The organism is Thermosulfuriphilus ammonigenes, from assembly GCF_011207455.1.
GTDB classification, from domain to species: Bacteria; Desulfobacterota; Thermodesulfobacteria; order Thermodesulfobacteriales; family ST65; genus Thermosulfuriphilus; species Thermosulfuriphilus ammonigenes.
Window position 1 is genome coordinate 939,322 of sequence record NZ_CP048877.1, and the last position, 15,638, is coordinate 954,959.

Genomic DNA, 15,638 nt, shown 5'->3' on the forward strand with positions numbered 1-15,638 from the left:
AGCTCTATAATTACTTTCTAAATCGATCAAAGAACGGGAATGATTTAAAAGAGGCAGAGGCCTCCTGGCAAGAATTGCTTGAAAAGACCCAAAAAGTCCTCCGGCGGAGGCACTATTCTTACCGAACGGAAAAGACCTATCTCGACTGGGTGCGCCGTTTTGGGGAGTTCACCGAATTTAAGCCCCCGGAAGCCCTTACCGGAGAAGACTTTCAGGACTTCCTTACCCATCTTGCCGTGGAAAGGCACGTGGCACCCTCCACGCAGAACCAGGCTCTAAACGCCCTGGTCTTCTTTTTCAGGGAGGGGCTTGAGCGGGACATCGGCCCATACATCGAGGCCGTCAAAGCAAAAGAGAGACGCAGGCTCCCGGTGGTGCTCACCAGAGAAGAAGTCCAGGAGGTGCTCTTTAACCTTGAGGAACCCTACTATCTGATCTGCGCCCTGATGTATGGCGGGGGCTTGCGGGTGAGTGAAGCGGTGAGGGTTAGGGTCAAGGACCTCAACTTTGAACGGGGTCTTATTACGGTTTATTCAGGTAAGGGGGATCAGGACAGGGTGACGGTGCTTCCCCGAAGACTTGAGCCTGAGTTCGAGGTCCACCTGACCAAGGTGCGGGAAACTTATGAGATGGACCGCAAGGCCGGGGTAGCTGGAGTTTTCCTCCCTCACGCCCTTGAGCGCAAATATCCTAAGGCCGGCAAGGAGTGGGCCTGGTTCTGGGTGTTTCCCTCACGGGAGCTTTCGGTTGATCCGCGCACGAAGACCGTCCGCCGCCATCACCTTCACCCTACCGCCGTGCAGCGGGCCTTTAAGAAGGCCCTGCACAAGGCCGGGGTCGAGAAACCGGCCACGGTACATTCCCTGCGTCACAGCTTCGCCACCCATCTACTTGAAGATGGCTACGACATCCGTACTATACAGGAGCTTATGGGGCACAAAAGCCTAAGAACCACCATGATTTACACCCATATCGTGGGCAAGCGCATTACAGGGGTTATTAGTCCCTTCGACAGATAGCTATTATTAGCCGACATGCCTGAAGGGATTCGAGATTGCGAAGGTGTCATTGAGCCGCCTTCGCAATGACTAAAGGGAGAGATCACCGAAGCCCCGGCACGGTTTTAAGTACCAGGGGCACTTCAATCTTAATCACCTCCGGAGCTTGCAATGAAAGATAACGATCGAACTATTTGGTGCCCCCAATATTTCCTGCTGTGATAAGTGGGTTTGGCAGGTAAAATGAGACTTATGGGAGAGGTTTTAAATAAAGCGAAGGTCTATCTGGTGGGGGCGGGGCCCGGGGATCCAGAACTTTTGACCATCAAAGCCAGGCGCCTTCTGGAAGAGGCAGATCTCATCGTTTTCGCCGGCTCTCTTGTCCCGCAGGAAATCCTTTCAGGCCTTAAAGGAGAGCTCGTAAATAGTGCTTCGCTTTCCCTCCCGGAGATTATCTCCCTCCTTAGCAAGGCCGCTAAAGAAGGAAAAAAGGTGATTAGACTCCATTCCGGGGACCCTTCCCTTTTCGGGGCCATCGCCGAAGAGATGGAAGAGCTAGAAAAACAGGGGGTAGCTTGCGAGGTTGTCCCCGGGGTGTCTTCCTTCCTTGCTGCGGCGGCAGCCCTTGGCTGTGAACTCACCGTCCCGGAGGTGAGCCAGACGCTCATCATCACCCGGGCCTCCGGGCGCACCCCGGTGCCGGAGAAAGAATCCTTAAAGGAGCTCTCGGCCCACCAGGCCACCATGGTGCTATTCCTTAGTGCCTCCCTGATAGATAAGGTCACCAAAGAGCTCATAGAAGGAGGCTATCCGCCGGAAACCCCTGCGGCCTGCGTCTATCGGGTGGGCTGGCCTGAGGAAAAGATTATCCGTGCCCCGCTAAAAGAGTTAGCGAGAGCGGTTAAGGAAGCTGACATCAGGAAACAGGCCCTGATTTTCGTGGGCCAAGTCCTTGAGCCTCCCTCTGGTAAGCGCTCAAAGCTCTACGACCCGGCCTTTACCCACGGCTTCCGCCAGCCTAAGGAGTAAGGAATTCCTTTACGATCTTGCCGGCTGATGGGAGAGGACTTCCTCAAAGAGGCCGATCTGGTTATCCTTCCCTCGCGGAGCACCGCTACTTTATCGGCCGGGAGTTTAAGGTCTAGGGATCGCGAGTCATATAAGTAAAAGAACTTAGGAAGTTTTGCGAAGAGAGCTTTTAAGGCTCAGCGGTATTTAAATGTAATCAACTTCTCTTATGCGAGAGCAAAAACCACTAGAAAATAAAAAAAGGGGAGGCTAAGCCTCCCCTTTTTGTTTACGACTTTAGGGAAATTTTAGTCGATGATGACGACGTTGGCCGCTTGCTCTCCTTTGGGACCATTCTGGATGTCAAACTCCACCAGCTGGCCCTCCCTCAGGGTCCGAAAACCACGCCCCTGGATAGCCGTGTAGTGGACGAAGACATCGCCACCGTCCTCACGGGAGATGAAACCATAACCCTTCTTGTCGTTAAACCACTTAACTCTTCCTTTGGCCATTACAACTATCCTCCTTAAAACTTAAAAAACTCTGTAAGCCGTAATGGCCGCCCCAAAGGAGGCATAACCAGCTTACAACTTACACTGCCACTTTAGACCCCCCCTCGGGTTTTGTAAAGAAAAAAGTGGTTCTCCCTCAGAGAAGACTTCAAAAGAAATCATTTTTTGATAACCTTAGTTTAAGTTTGGAAAAATGCTTTGTTAGTTTGCTAAATAGAATTTGAGTATTCAACTAGGTCTCTCCCTTGAAAGAAAAAGACAACAACCAATCTCCCCGAGTCAGAGACATCTTTCGGACCATTCTCATTTATGATCCGGAGGCTCGGGTAAACCTCTTTGAGCTCTTTCCGGCCTTAAAACGCTTCTTTGCTAACCGACGCTACTTTGCCGTTATCCGGACCTTTACCGATATCATCTTTGCCGGCCTTATATTGGCCGGGATCTTTGGCCCCCAAGATCCCCAACGAAATGCCATGCTCTACATCTCGTGGGGCCTGTGGTGGACCGGGGTTGTCCTTTCCTGGTTCTTCCTGGGCCGGATGTGGTGCGCCTTCTGCCCCTTCCCTGGCCTGGGCCGACTCCTTCAGGGGCTCTCCCTCTCACGCAAAAGGTTCCCTCCCCACTGGTTCTCCCGCTACTGCGCCTACGTGGCCACGGGGCTTTTGGCCTTTATCATCTGGGTTGAGGCCGTCACCGACATGAAACACTCCCCCTTGGGCACAGCCCTGCTCCTCCTGTCTATTGTCATTGGGGCCACCATCTTGGCCGTCTTTTACCGGGGGCAGGCCTGGTGCAGGCACTTCTGTCCTATGGGCAAGATCATCGGCTCGGCGGCCACGCTCTCCATTCTGGAGTTCCGGGCCGACCACAATCGCTGCCGGGGCTGTCGCACCTTTGATTGTAAGCGGGGTCGGGATGGAATCCCTGGTTGCCCTGTCTATCTTGGGGCATTCAATGCCCGCAACAACCTGATCTGTCTAGTCTGTGGCCACTGTATCCCCCTATGTCAGAGAGACTCTCCCCGGCTTCAAATTCGCCACTCTCTAAACGAGCTAATACTTAACAAGGGGCGATACCTAACCTGTGCCTACATCATCCCCTTCCTCATGGGCTCTCAGGTGGCCCGTTTTCTCCAGGAAAGCCGCTGGTATGCAGATTTTCGAAGGCTACTGGGGGGATCAGAGGCGGCCACCTTTACTCTGGTGCTGGCCGGGGGTTTTGTCTTTTTTCTGGCCATCATCAAGATCGGAGCCTGGCTCTTTACGGTCTATGAAGACGAACTCTTCGGACGTTTCTCGCCTATGGTTCCGGTATTGGTGCCCCTGGCCTTTACTGGAGAGCTGGTCTATCGCCTGAAGTACCTTCTCGGAGAGGCGGGAAACTTTTTGCCCATCCTGGGAAGACAGCTGGGCCTTAACTGGGAGGCCCTGGCCTTCAGGATTCCCCCGGGCCTTCTGGAGGCCCTCTCTCTGGCTCTTCTGGCCCTGGGGACAGCCGGGGGGCTCCATGTAGCCTATGTCTTTTATCGAGAAGAGTTTGAGGGCCTGGTTCCTAGGAAAAACTATCTTCTTATAAACGCCATGGTGATGCTTTGCCTCGGAATATACATCTGGGTGGGAAAGTATCTGGGGGGATTCTGGCCTCATGATTTGCCAAATCCTTAAAGACAGCTTATAAATCCATGGCCACCACCTAAAACGGAGGCTCCGGTTATGGAGATACTAGAAGGAAGCAAGGGTCTTATTCGCCGCCTGCGCAATCCAGTGGTGACAATTGGCAACTTCGATGGGGTTCACCTGGGGCATCAGGCCCTTTTTCAGGAGACGGTCCACCGGGCCCGAAAAACTTCCGGTGAGGCGGTAGCCCTAACCTTTCATCCTCACCCCCTTAAGGTTTTAAGACCTGAGGCCCCGGTCAAACTTATCTGTACCTGGGAAGATAAGGTCGAACTCATCCGGCGGGCTGGTCTCGATATCCTCATCTGGTTTCGTTTCAACCAGAATTTTGCCCGCATAAGTGCTGAAGACTTTGTCTCTCAATATCTGGTAAAAATGTTGGGCACCAAGACCCTGGTCGTGGGTTATGATTACGCCTTTGGTCGAGGACGCAAGGGTAATATAGACTTCCTTAAGGAGGCCGGGGAGCGATTCGGTTTTGAGGTAGTAGTCGTCCCCCCCCAGAAGATAGACGGCCTGGTGGCCTCGAGCACCAAGGTCAGAGAGCTGGTGGCCGCCGGCGAAGTCTCTACAGTGAAAAAGATCCTTGGTCGTTTTTACCAGATCCGGGGGGTGGTCATTCCAGGCCATGGCCGTGGGGGTCGTCTGCTGGGCATTCCCACCGCCAACCTGCGCATCCCGGGCGATGAGCTCTATCCCAGAGTAGGGGTTTATGCTGTCCAGGTCATCGTTGGCGACCGTTGCTATGGCGGAGTAATGAATATCGGTTTCAATCCCACCTTTGCCAACGGCGATCTTTCGGCTGAAGTCCACATATTTGATTTTAGCCAGGACATCTATGGCCAGGAGATAAAGATCAATCTCATTGAACGCCTGCGGGATGAAAGAAAATTCTCCTCCGCTGAAGAGCTGGCCAGACAGATCCGGGCAGACATAGAGGTGGCCAGGAAGATCCTGGCCCGAGAGGCCGGGGCCATGGCCTCAGCCTGTCTAGAAGAGTTAAAAGCTGCGGCCAGCTAAGAAGCCATGGATAAAGAAACCCTTCTTAAGGCTGTATCTCCGGAGTTGACTCGCATAGAAGGCGAAATGCAGGCTAACTTTGCCTCTTATGTTCCCTTCATCAATGAGGTTAGCCAGTACATCCTTTTTGCCGGCGGCAAGCGTCTCCGGCCCCTTCTGATGGTTCTGGCAGCCAAGCTCTTTGGCTGCTCCAAACCAGAAGTTTATCGGGTTTCGGTGGTCTTCGAGTATCTTCATGCGGCCACCCTCCTCCACGATGATGTGGTGGACGAGGCCCACATGCGCCGAGGACGGGCCGCCGCCAGAAAGGTCTGGGGAAACCAGGCCGTCATTTTGGTGGGAGACTTTCTCTACTCGAAGGCCATCCGCATTCTGGTAGAACACGGAGATCTCCGAATGCTGGAGGCCGTCTCTGAGACCACGGTCCTCATGAGTGAGGGCGAGGTTCTCCAGCTCCTCAACACCGACAACATCTCGGCTACAGAGGCCGAGTACATGGAGGTCATCCGACGCAAAACGGCTGTTCTCATCGCCGCCGCCTGTGAGTGCGGGGCCCTGATTGCTGGCGCCAGCGATGAGGCCGTGGCCGCCCTAAAAGGCTATGGCCTTAACCTCGGTTTGGCCTTCCAGATCGTCGATGATCTGCTTGATTACCTGGGGGCTACCGGCGAGATGGGAAAGGAGATCGGCAACGATTTCAAAGAGGGCAAGGTGACCTTGCCCCTTATTTTGGCCCTGGAGGCGGCCCAGGGGCCCGACAGAGAACGCCTTATTGAGCTCATAAAGTCAGAGGAGACCAGCCGTGAGGCCTTTTATGAAGCCGTCTCTCTCATAAAGAGGTACCGGGGCTTTGAAAGAACCCGCCAGCGGGCCGAAGACCTTGTCTCCCGGGCCAAGGCCCATCTTGCCCCCCTGCCCGAGACCCCGGAGAAGAACATCCTCTCAGGTATTGCTGGCTATGTTCTTAGTCGGCGTCACTAACACCTGTATGGCCGAAGCCACCCTCTCCTCGGTCTGTGGGATCAAGACCTTTGGTCTCCAGCAGTTGGGCCCGAACCACAGGAGCGATTATTAACTGGGCAATGCGATCACCGCGTTCAATGATGACCTCTTTGTCTCCCAGGTTAATGAGCCCCACCTTGACTTCTCCCCGATAGTCAGAGTCAATGGTTCCCGGAGCGTTAATCACCGTAAGCCCCTTTTTGATGGCCAGGCCGCTTCTTGGCCGGATCTGACCTTCAAAGCCTTCGGGAATGGCCATTTTTAGCCCGGTAGGGACAAGGACAATTCTGCCCGGGGCTACCGGAAGCGGTTTCTCAATGGCCGCCAGAAGATCAAGCCCGGCCGAGCCAGACGTCATGTAGCGGGGGAGAGGAAGGCCCCTTCCATGGGGGAGAACTTCCACGGGGACGGTAAGCTCCCTCACTAAATCCTCCTGAAGGCGGTAAGCTTCTCCTCGGCAATGGGCCCCAGGGCTACGAGGGAGAGCCTCTCTGGGGTTAAAAAGTCTCGGGCCAGCTGGCAAATATCCTCCGGGGTTACTGCCTCAATGCGAGAGATGGCCTCTTCATAGGAAACATACCGGGAGAAAAGGATCTCGTTGCGGGCCAGACGGGTCATTCGGGTATCGGAGCTTTCTGCGGAGAGGAGAAGACCACCTTTGACATGGTCTCTGGCAGCAGCCAGCTCTTCCTCGCCAATGTGATTTTCTCGCAGACGGGCAATCTGTTCGAGGATAATAGCCACCGTTTCATTAACCTTATCTGGGGCTACTCCGGCATAGATACCAAAGAGCCCTACGTCTTCATACAGGGAAAGATAGGAGTATATGGAATAGGCCAGCCCCCGACGCTCCCTTATCTCCTGAAAAAGCCGGGAGCTCATGGAACCACCAAGGATCACGTTAAGAAGCAGACCGGCATAGCGTCGCTCGTCTCGGGCCGCCGGCCCTGGCCCACCCAAAACAAGATGAACCTGCTCCAGATCCCGGGGATAGAGGGCCATGGTAGCCTGGAACTCCGGGGTGGATCGGGCCGAGAGACCATCTTTGGGGGGGACTTCGGCAAACTCCTTCTCCACCATCTCCACAAAAGACGCATGGTCAAGGTTTCCCGCCCCGGCGATAACAATCTTCTCCGCGGTATAGGCCCGGTGGAGATAATCTTTAAGGCCAGCAGAGGTCATCCGGGAGACCGTCTCTTTGGTCCCCAGCACGGAAAACCCCAAAGGATTTTCTCCGAAGACCAACCGACCAAAAAGGTCGTGGACCAGCTCATCCGGGCTGTCCTCGACCATGTTTATCTCCTGAAGGATAACCTGACGTTCCCTTTCCAGTTCGGCCTGATCGAAGCGAGAGTGAAGGAAGATATCGGCTAAGAGATCAAGGATACGGGGAAGATGCTCATCGAGGACCTTAGCGTGAAAACAGGTATTTTCACGGGAGGTAAAGGCGTTAGAGAGCCCTCCCACACGGTCTATTTCCTTGGCGATATCCAGGGCTGAACGGCGGCCAGTGCCCTTGAAGACCATGTGTTCAATAAAGTGGGCTATGCCGTTTATCTCCTTGGTTTCATCCCGGCTGCCCACATTGACCCAGATCCCCACAGAGACAGAGCGAAGGCCGGGGATCCTTTCGGTGACCACCCGAAGACCGTTGGGAAGGACCGTTTTGTGATACATCAGGTGATATCTACCGAGTCTTCGTCTTTTTCCTCCCGAAGACGACGCATAGACTCCTCAAGGGCGGCCCGGCGACTAAGCTTTATTCGACCCTGACGGTCGATATCAATCACCTTAACCAGGACCTCATCTCCCTCTTTGAGAATGTCAGAGACGCTGCGCACCCGGCCCTTGTCCATCTGAGAGATATGGATCAGACCGGTAGTCCCGGGAAAGATCTCCACAAAGGCCCCAAAGTCGGTAATTCGGGTCACCCGGCCCAGGTAAAGCTTGCCTACCTCGGCCTCCTGGGTCACCTCTCGGATCATCTTGATGGCCTTCTCCGCGGCCTCGGTATTAGGGGCAAATATTCGCACCAGCCCGGAGTCTTCCACCTCTATCTTGACGTCTTCACAGGCGGCTATAATGCCCTTGATGGTCTTGCCCCCTGGGCCGATGAGATCCCGAATCTTGTTGGGGCTTATTTGGATGGTGGTCAGCCGGGGGGCGTAAGCAGAAAGGGCTTCCCGAGGTTTACTGATAACCTCCCTCATTTTAGAAAGGATAAAGCGGCGGGCCTCCCGGGCCTGATCCAAAGCCTGAGAGAGGATCTCCCGGGTAACACCGGTAATCTTGATATCCATCTGCAGGGCAGTAATTCCCTTGTCGGTACCGGCGACTTTAAAGTCCATATCTCCAAGATGGTCTTCATCGCCGAGGATATCGGTAAGGGTGTAGAACTGGTTGTCTTCTTTAATGAGCCCCATGGCCACCCCGGCGACCATGTCCTTGATGGGAACCCCGGCATCCATAAGGGATAGGGTTCCACCGCAGACAGTAGCCATAGAAGAGGAACCGTTAGATTCCAAGACTTCAGAAACCACCCGAATGGTGTAAGGAAACTCTTCCTGATCGGGGACTACCGCCAGAAGGGCTCTTTCGGCCAGAAGACCATGGCCTATATCCCGTCGTGATGGCCCCCTCAAGGGCCGGACTTCACCCACACAATATGGCGGGAAGTTGTAGTGAAGCATAAAATGTTTGAAAACCTCTCCCCCGGGGGCCTCAATACGCTGTTCGTCTTGGGTGCTTCCCAGAGTAACGATAACCAGAACCTGGGTCTCACCCCGGGTAAAGAGGGCCGAACCATGGGTCCGGGGCAAAAGGCCCACCTCACAACTTATAGGCCGCACTTCATCAAAGGCCCGGCCATCGATACGCCGCTTCTCTCGGGCGATCATGGCCCGCATCATCTCTTTTTCTATCTCTTTAAGGAGACTGAGGACCTCCTTCTCTCGACCACTGACCTCCTCACCCAACTGCTCAAGAACCTTAAGCTCCAGTTCCTGACGCCGGCGTCCCCTCTCTACCTTAACTGGTGTGGTGATAACCTCCCGCAGATCGGCTTCAAAGAGATCAAGGAGGCGCTTCTTGAGGGCCTCATCAGTTTGAGGCTCTTCGAAGGCCATCTTCGGTTGGCCACACTCGGCCCGAAGCTCCTCCTGAACGGCCACCAGACGCTTGATCTCCTCATGAGCCAAAAAGAGGGCCTCAAGGACCACCTCCTCGGGAACCTCCCGGGCAGAGCCCTCCACCATGCAGATGGCCTCTTTGGTGCCGGCGATAACTAGGTTAAGATCCGAGGCCCTGACTTCTGAGGTGGTGGGGTTAACGACAAATTCTCCGTTTACCCGGCCAATCCTTACTCCGGCCACCGGGCCAGCAAAGGGAATGTGAGAAAGATGAAGGGCGGCAGAGGCTCCGGTAATGGCTAGAACATCCGGGTCGATCTCCGGATCTACAGAGAGCACCGTAGCGATGATCTGGGTATCATAACGATAGCCCTTAGGAAAGAGGGGCCGCAGGGGACGGTCAATGAGCCTGGCGGTCACCGTTTCCTTCTCGCTGGGACGCCCGATCTCCCGCCGAAAATAGCTTCCCGGAATACGGCCCGCAGCGTAATACATCTCCTGATATTCCACCAGCAGGGGGAGAAAATCTATCCCCTCACGGATCTCCTTAGAACTGACCGCCGTCACCAGGACAACGGTGTCGCCGTAGCGGACAATCACCGAACCACTGGCCTGCCTGGCCACCCGCCCTGTCTCCAGGACGAAATTTCGCCCGCCGATTTCTAACTCTGCTTTCTTGATCATCTAGGTGTGCTCTCCTTCTTCTTTTCTCTTAACCCCGAAGCCCCAGTTCCTTAACTATCCGGCGATAACGGTCAAAGTCTGTCCGTTTAAGGTACTGTAAAAGGCGCCGTCTCTGACCGACCATCTTCAGAAGACCACGCCGGGAGTGGTGATCCTTTTTATGAACCTTGAAGTGTTCGGTAAGATGATTAATACGGGCGGTAAGAAGGGCGATTTGGACCTCTGGGGATCCGGTATCGGAATCATGGAGTTTAAATCGCTCAATTACCTCCCGCTTGACCTCTGGTGAAAGACCCATACCTTCCTCCTCAAATCTTGCAATTTTGCCAGGGTATTTCTAACACCTACTTGGCCGCCTGACAACGGACAGAGATGTCAGCCCTCCGGGGGAAAGACCCGGATGAGTTCTACCTCGCTGGAATCCGTTGGCTCAGGATAATAGATTACGGCTACCAGATCCCCCTGTTGACCCACCAGGCGCAACCAGGGGACCCGCGGGGCCTTGGCCACCTTTTGGGTACGGATAAGTCCCCAGATAAGACCGGCTCGGGGCCGAAAACCGTGGCGAATACGCCGGGCCAGTTCCTCCCCGATGATCACAGCCGGGATAAAAGACAGGGCCTCAGAGATGGAGATAAGATACTCGTTGATTCGACCTTCGGCAGCCAGCTCCAGGATCTCCTTTATCCCCATAGCCTGGGAGACAGTAAAAGGGCCCTTTTGTATCCGACGCAGCCCTTTAAGGCAGGCCCCACAGCCTAAAGCCCGACCCAGATCATGCACCAGAGAGCGGATATACGTTCCCTTAGTGCAGGTCACCCGAAAATAGACAAAGGGCTTTTCATAAGAGAGAATCGCAAACTCCAGAACCTCAACCCTTTTGGGGGGCTTTTCCACCGGAGCCCCTTTACGGGCGTATTCATAAAGGGGGCGTCCCCGGTGCTTGGCTGCAGAATATGGTGGAGGGGCCTGTTCAATAGCCCCCACAAACCCCTGGGCCACTTCCTTTAACCGGGACAGATCGAGATCTGGCACCTCAGCCCGGGCCACCACCTCACCCAAGGCATCGTAAGTATCTGTCTCTAAGCCAAGTTCCATCACCCCCTCGTAGACCTTGTCACCCTCAAGGATAAATTGGGCAATCTTGGTAGCCCGGCCCAAACAGACCGGCAGGACTCCGGTAGCCAGGGGATCCAAGGTGCCACCGTGGCCGGCTCTTTTGACCCGGAGCTTTCTTTTGAGGAGGTCAACCACCTTAAAGGAGGTCATCCCCTCGGGCTTGTCCACCACCAAGACCCCGTTCATTTTCCCTCCATCAACTCTCTTGCCGCCTCAAGGAGGGCGGCCCTGACCTCATCGGCTCGAGCCCTCTTCTTGAAGCCGGCGGCCTGAGCATGACCGCCTCCACCAAAACGCTCGGCCAAACGGGCCACATTGATCCTCTGGGAACGAAGACTTACCGCCACCTGCCCGGGGGTCACCTCCCGGATAAGAACGGCCAGCTCCACTGTATCTATGGAGCGAATCATGTTGGCAAAACTTTCGGTATCCGATCCCTGGGCCCCGGTCTCCTGAAAGGCCTCCGGAGTCAGCACCACCAACCCCAGACGACCGCCAAAATGAAGCTCAAGGGCATCAAGGGCCCGGGCCAGAAGCTTAAAGCGTCGCAAAGGATAGTGTTCAAAGAGGTCCTCGGCCACCTTGGCTGGAGAGGCCCCCGCAGCCACCAGCTCGGCGGCCATCCGAAAGGCCTCCTCGTTGGTCTGCTGGAAACAAAAACACCCCGTGTCGGTGAGAAGGGCCGTGTAGAGATTGGTGGCTATCGAGGGGGTAATAGGCCAGGATAGGGCCCTGAACATCCGAAAGAGGATGAGCCCGGTGGCCGGAGCTTGGGGGTCAAGGATATTTACATCACCGGCCTCATCAGAGGAGCTGTGGTGATCAATGATCACCATCTTGGCCCCAACAAGATGGCTTTTGAGACGACCTATCCGGGAGGGCTCGGCACAGTCAAGGAGGACAAGGGTCTCAAAACCATCCTTGGGAATCTCAGAAAGGACACCCTCTATCCCCGGGAGCCTTCGATACTGAGGGGGGATCTCGTCGTCAACAAACAAGACCACTTCCTTGCCTTGATTCTTTAAGGTCTCCCCCAGGGCCAAAAGGCTCCCCAGACCATCGCCATCGGGGTGGACATGGGTGGTGAGGCAGAATCTGTGGGTCTCAGCTACTAACCGGGCAAATTTAGTGACTTCGTCCATCCTTCTCTCGCGCCTTGGCCAAGAGGGCGTCAATGTGGGAGAGGGCTTCCTGACTGCGATCAAGCTCAAAATCCACCTCTGGCATGAACTTGAGCCGAACCCTTGAGGCTAGCTCCCGGCGCAAGTGACCGCGGGCCTGTCTGAGGAGCTCAAGGACCCTTTGCCTCTCGGCCTCATCTCCGTGAACATCGAAAAAAAAGACGGCCCGTTTAAGATCCGGACTCACCTCGGCCCTGACCACGGTAATGAAGGCCTCCTTCAGGCGCTCATCCCTGAGACCCCGCTGAATCACCAGAGAAAGCTCCTCCTTCAGAAGTTCGGCCACTCGCCTTGCCCGTTGTCCCTTCATAGACTGATAATTTCTATCTTGGTCTCGATAACCTCCACTCCACCGTAGGCCTCGATATAATCCAAGGCCCGGTCGAGAAGAGAGTTAATGAAACGCTGATCGCTCCCCACGGTGGTCAGCCCTATTTGAGCCCGCTGCCAAAGATCTTGATCATCCACCTCCGCCACAGAGACATTTTTAAAACGGCCGTTTATCTGGCGCAGAAGGCTTTTGACCACCTGTCTTTTGCCTTTTAGGGAGCGATTCTCCGGAATAAAGAGCTGAACCTTGGCCACTCCGACGACCATCATCAAAGCTCCGGCTTGATCTCCACCAGTTCAAAGGCCTCAATGAGATCTCCCACCTTGATGTCGTTGAAGTTTTCAAGCCCCACACCGCACTCATAGCCAGCAGCTACCTCTTTGACGTCTTCTTTAAAGCGCCTTAGGGAGGCGATCTTTCCGGTATAAACGACCACATTGTCCCTTAGAAGACGGACCTTGGCCCCGCGTTCAAGACGCCCTTCCCGCACATAACAGCCGGCCACCACCCCCACTTTGGGAACCTTAAAGGTAGCCCGGACCTCGGCCACCCCGATGACCCGCTCCTCATAGGTGGGCTCAAGGAGGCCGACCATGGCCTTTTTGACGTCATCAACTACGTTGTAGATAACATCGTAAAAACGAACGTCGATCTTCTCCTGGTTGGCCAGCTCCTTGGCCTTGGGAGTGGGGCGAACATTAAAACCGATAACCACGGCATCAGAGGCCGAAGCCAGCATAATATCACTCTCAGAGATGGCTCCGATGCCTGAACGGATAATGTTTACCCTGACCTCATCGGTGGAAAGCTTTCTTAAGGCCTCAGAGAGGGCCTCAAGGGAGCCCTGAACATCGGCCTTTAGAATGACCTTAAGCTCTTTGATTTCGCTTTCTTTTAACCTCTCGAAGAGCTTCTCCAGGCTGACCTTGCCCGCCCTGGCCACCTCGGCCTCACGAAGTTTGCGCTCGCGGTATTCGGCCACTTCCTTGGCCACCTTCTCCGACTCCACAACGATAAAATCATCTCCAGCCTGAGGCACACCGGAAAAACCCAGAACCTCCACCGGATAGGCCGGGCCGGCCTCTTTGAGCTTTTTGCCGCGGTCATCAAACATGGCCCGCACCCGCCCATAGTGGTAACCGGAGACAAAGGGATCCCCAACCCGCAAGGTCCCTTCCTGAATAATAACGGTGGCCACCGGCCCTCGACCCCGGTCGAGCCGGCTCTCGATGATCCGTCCTCGAGCCGGCCGATCAGGAGCGGCCTTAAGCTCCATTACCTCGGCCTGGAGAAGCACCAGTTCAAGGAGATCCCTGATACCGATTCTCTTCTTGGCCGAGACCTCTGCATAAAGGGTCTCACCACCCCACTCCTCAGGAACCAGCCCAAGTTCGGCCAGCTGGCTCTTGACCCTCTCCGGATTGGCCTCGGGTTTGTCTATCTTGTTTATGGCCACCACTACCGGAACACCAGCGGCCCGAGCGTGGTCAATAGCCTCTCTGGTCTGATCCATAACTCCATCATCAGCGGCTACCACCAGGATGACGATATCCGTCACCTGGGCCCCTCTGGCCCGCATGGTGGTGAAGGCCTCGTGGCCCGGAGTATCTATAAAAACGATCTCCCGGCCATCTTCCAGCTTGACAAAATAGGCCCCGATATGCTGCGTAATTCCCCCGGCCTCTCTGGCCACCACGTCTGTTTTACGAATGGCATCAAGAAGGCTGGTCTTACCATGGTCAACATGGCCCATCACCGTGACCACCGGTGGCCGGGGTTTGAGCTCTTCGGGCTTGGGCGGCTCATAACGCAGGAGATCCTCCTCCTGAATCCCGGCCCTTTCCACCTCATGGCCAAACTCAGAAGCCACCAAGGCGGCAGTCTCATAATCAATGGATTGATTAACAGTGGCCATAACTCCAAGCTCCATCAGCTTGCGGATAAGCTCCGGAGCTTTGACTCCCATCTGTTTGGCCAGCTCGCCCACCTGAATGGACTCGTAGATCTTGATCTTCTTCTTGACTACCTTAGGAGGGGCGGGGGCCTCTTTGGGTTCTTTGGCCTCCTTGGTCTTACCCTTTTTCCCTTTCTCCTTGGGGGCTTCAGGATGCTCAGTCACCTCTGAGGGCATTCCTTCGGAGGCCACCTCCTCAAGGGGGGCCTTCTCCAGCTCTCTTTCCAGCTCCAGGAGCTCAAGACCTTCTTTGAGCTCGCTGACCTCACTTTTAGGACGGGCGGCCCGTTTTTTGGTCTTCTTCCGGGGGGCCCCGAGTTCTAGACCCTCCACCGTGCGCTTGCTCTTCTTTTTGCCCTTCTCCTCTACTGGAGCCGGCTGTGGGGCAGCCTTGGCTACAGGAGCAGCCGGACGTGGCCCTTTAGGGGGAGGTGCCGGGGCCTTCTTGACCACCTTGGCCTGAGGTTCGGCCCGCTTGACCACCCGGGCATACTCCCGGTGTTCTGTCATGTCCACCACCCGGGGTTTGGTAGGCTCCGGTTTGGTGGGTTTAGGTTCTTCGGCCTTGGTTTCCTCTATCTTCTTAGCCTCCTCCGGGGCCTTGGGGGTTGGAGCCTCACTCGGAGGGCCCTCCGGAGCCCTGGCTACAGCCTTCTCCGGCGGAGCCTCTTCCCTTTCTTTCTTCTTTGGTCGGCGGATTATCTTTAGTTTCAGGCGGGGCTTGGGCTCCACTTTGGGCGGGCCTTCTACCACCCTGGCCTCTTCCACAGGCTTCTCCGGCTTCTCCTCTGCTGGAGGCTCCTGTGGTCTGGCCCGACGTCGGATGACCTTCGGCCGACTCTGACCGACGGCACTCTCCTCCGAGGCCCCGGCCAGTTTTTGACGAACTATGGCCACTTCCTCCTCGGAGAGCATACTGCTGTGGCTTTTGACCTCCAGGCCAATCTGGCGGATTTTGGTCAAGAGCTCCTTGCTCTCCATACCTATCTCTCTGGCCAGTTCGTAAACCCTCATCTTTGCCATCT

General features: G+C 55.4%; 15 protein-coding genes. 5 read left to right on the forward strand and 10 right to left on the reverse strand.

Annotation, left to right across the window (positions count from 1 at the left end):
• Positions 1–74: 74 nt before the first annotated feature.
• Entirely contained in the window at positions 75–1,019 is a 945-nt protein-coding gene (locus tag G4V39_RS04565; RefSeq protein WP_281347285.1) for an integron integrase, read from the forward strand.
• Between the two features lie 222 nt (positions 1,020–1,241).
• Entirely contained in the window at positions 1,242–2,027 is a 786-nt protein-coding gene (gene cobM / locus G4V39_RS04570; protein WP_210412183.1) for a precorrin-4 C(11)-methyltransferase, read from the forward strand.
• A 287-nt stretch (positions 2,028–2,314) separates the two neighbouring features.
• On the opposite strand, the gene G4V39_RS04575 is transcribed toward cobM, so the two are convergent.
• Positions 2,315–2,518: a cold-shock protein gene (locus tag G4V39_RS04575; protein WP_166031811.1), complete on the reverse strand. Its 204-nt coding sequence runs from the start codon at positions 2,516–2,518 to the stop codon at positions 2,315–2,317.
• Positions 2,519–2,763: 245 nt separating this feature from the next.
• Between G4V39_RS04575 and G4V39_RS04580 the strand changes: the two genes are divergently transcribed.
• From G4V39_RS04580 to G4V39_RS04590, 3 genes are read left to right on the forward strand one after another with little or no spacing between them, the layout of a single operon-like run.
• Positions 2,764–4,182 carry a 4Fe-4S binding protein gene (locus G4V39_RS04580; RefSeq protein WP_166031812.1) on the forward strand — a complete coding sequence of 473 codons (1,419 nt, stop codon included), beginning with the start codon at positions 2,764–2,766 and terminating at the stop codon, positions 4,180–4,182.
• A gap of 48 nt (positions 4,183–4,230) precedes the next feature.
• Positions 4,231–5,214, forward strand: a complete 984-nt coding sequence (locus G4V39_RS04585; protein ID WP_166031813.1) for a bifunctional riboflavin kinase/FAD synthetase — start codon at positions 4,231–4,233, stop codon at positions 5,212–5,214.
• Positions 5,215–5,220: 6 nt separating this feature from the next.
• The gene (locus G4V39_RS04590; RefSeq protein ID WP_166031814.1) at positions 5,221–6,195 is read left to right on the forward strand and encodes a polyprenyl synthetase family protein; all 975 of its coding nucleotides are present in this window, start codon (positions 5,221–5,223) and stop codon (positions 6,193–6,195) included.
• Here G4V39_RS04590 and dut read toward each other — a convergent pair.
• From dut to infB, 9 genes are all read right to left on the reverse strand, one after another.
• Positions 6,179–6,640: a dUTP diphosphatase gene (dut, locus tag G4V39_RS04595; protein ID WP_166031815.1), complete on the reverse strand. Its 462-nt coding sequence runs from the start codon at positions 6,638–6,640 to the stop codon at positions 6,179–6,181. The genes G4V39_RS04590 and dut overlap by 17 nt on opposite strands.
• Positions 6,640–7,893 carry a M16 family metallopeptidase gene (locus tag G4V39_RS04600; RefSeq protein ID WP_166031816.1) on the reverse strand — a complete coding sequence of 418 codons (1,254 nt, stop codon included), beginning with the start codon at positions 7,891–7,893 and terminating at the stop codon, positions 6,640–6,642. Before G4V39_RS04600 ends, dut begins: the two co-directional genes overlap by 1 nt.
• Positions 7,893–10,028, reverse strand: a complete 2,136-nt coding sequence (gene pnp / locus G4V39_RS04605) for a polyribonucleotide nucleotidyltransferase (protein ID WP_166031817.1) — start codon at positions 10,026–10,028, stop codon at positions 7,893–7,895. Before pnp ends, G4V39_RS04600 begins: the two co-directional genes overlap by 1 nt.
• Positions 10,029–10,056: 28 nt before the next feature.
• On the reverse strand, positions 10,057–10,326 hold the full coding sequence (gene rpsO, locus G4V39_RS04610) for a 30S ribosomal protein S15 (protein WP_166031818.1): 270 nt from the start codon (positions 10,324–10,326) through the stop codon (positions 10,057–10,059).
• Positions 10,327–10,403: 77 nt separating this feature from the next.
• Entirely contained in the window at positions 10,404–11,333 is a 930-nt protein-coding gene (truB, locus tag G4V39_RS04615) for a tRNA pseudouridine(55) synthase TruB (protein WP_166031819.1), read from the reverse strand.
• Complete coding sequence (locus tag G4V39_RS04620) at positions 11,330–12,289, reverse strand: DHH family phosphoesterase (protein WP_166031820.1); 960 nt, start codon at positions 12,287–12,289, stop codon at positions 11,330–11,332. The genes truB and G4V39_RS04620 overlap by 4 nt, the downstream gene beginning before the upstream one ends.
• Positions 12,273–12,638 carry a 30S ribosome-binding factor RbfA gene (gene rbfA, locus G4V39_RS04625; protein ID WP_166031821.1) on the reverse strand — a complete coding sequence of 122 codons (366 nt, stop codon included), beginning with the start codon at positions 12,636–12,638 and terminating at the stop codon, positions 12,273–12,275. The genes G4V39_RS04620 and rbfA overlap by 17 nt, the downstream gene beginning before the upstream one ends.
• A complete protein-coding gene (locus tag G4V39_RS04630) occupies positions 12,635–12,928 on the reverse strand; it encodes a DUF503 domain-containing protein (RefSeq protein ID WP_246169752.1) in 294 nt (97 codons plus the stop codon). The genes rbfA and G4V39_RS04630 overlap by 4 nt, the downstream gene beginning before the upstream one ends.
• Positions 12,928–15,636, reverse strand: a complete 2,709-nt coding sequence (infB, locus tag G4V39_RS04635) for a translation initiation factor IF-2 (protein ID WP_166031822.1) — start codon at positions 15,634–15,636, stop codon at positions 12,928–12,930. The genes G4V39_RS04630 and infB overlap by 1 nt, the downstream gene beginning before the upstream one ends.
• Between the last annotated feature and the right edge of the window lie 2 nt (positions 15,637–15,638).

Excerpts from the sequence above, each read along its gene's own strand:
- cobM (WP_210412183.1), top strand. The coding sequence starts at position 1,242 with ATGAGACTTATGGGAGAGGTTTTAAATAAAGCGAAGGTCTATCTGGTG.
- truB (WP_166031819.1), bottom strand. The coding sequence starts at position 11,333 with ATGAACGGGGTCTTGGTGGTGGACAAGCCCGAGGGGATGACCTCCTTT.
- rpsO (WP_166031818.1), bottom strand. The coding sequence starts at position 10,326 with ATGGGTCTTTCACCAGAGGTCAAGCGGGAGGTAATTGAGCGATTTAAA.
- G4V39_RS04600 (WP_166031816.1), bottom strand. The coding sequence starts at position 7,893 with ATGTATCACAAAACGGTCCTTCCCAACGGTCTTCGGGTGGTCACCGAA.
- G4V39_RS04575 (WP_166031811.1), bottom strand. The coding sequence starts at position 2,518 with ATGGCCAAAGGAAGAGTTAAGTGGTTTAACGACAAGAAGGGTTATGGT.
- rbfA (WP_166031821.1), bottom strand. The coding sequence starts at position 12,638 with ATGAAGGGACAACGGGCAAGGCGAGTGGCCGAACTTCTGAAGGAGGAG.
- G4V39_RS04630 (WP_246169752.1), bottom strand. The coding sequence starts at position 12,928 with ATGATGGTCGTCGGAGTGGCCAAGGTTCAGCTCTTTATTCCGGAGAAT.
- G4V39_RS04620 (WP_166031820.1), bottom strand. The coding sequence starts at position 12,289 with ATGGACGAAGTCACTAAATTTGCCCGGTTAGTAGCTGAGACCCACAGA.
- G4V39_RS04585 (WP_166031813.1), top strand. The coding sequence starts at position 4,231 with ATGGAGATACTAGAAGGAAGCAAGGGTCTTATTCGCCGCCTGCGCAAT.
- pnp (WP_166031817.1), bottom strand. The coding sequence starts at position 10,028 with ATGATCAAGAAAGCAGAGTTAGAAATCGGCGGGCGAAATTTCGTCCTG.
- G4V39_RS04590 (WP_166031814.1), top strand. The coding sequence starts at position 5,221 with ATGGATAAAGAAACCCTTCTTAAGGCTGTATCTCCGGAGTTGACTCGC.
- infB (WP_166031822.1), bottom strand. The coding sequence starts at position 15,636 with ATGGCAAAGATGAGGGTTTACGAACTGGCCAGAGAGATAGGTATGGAG.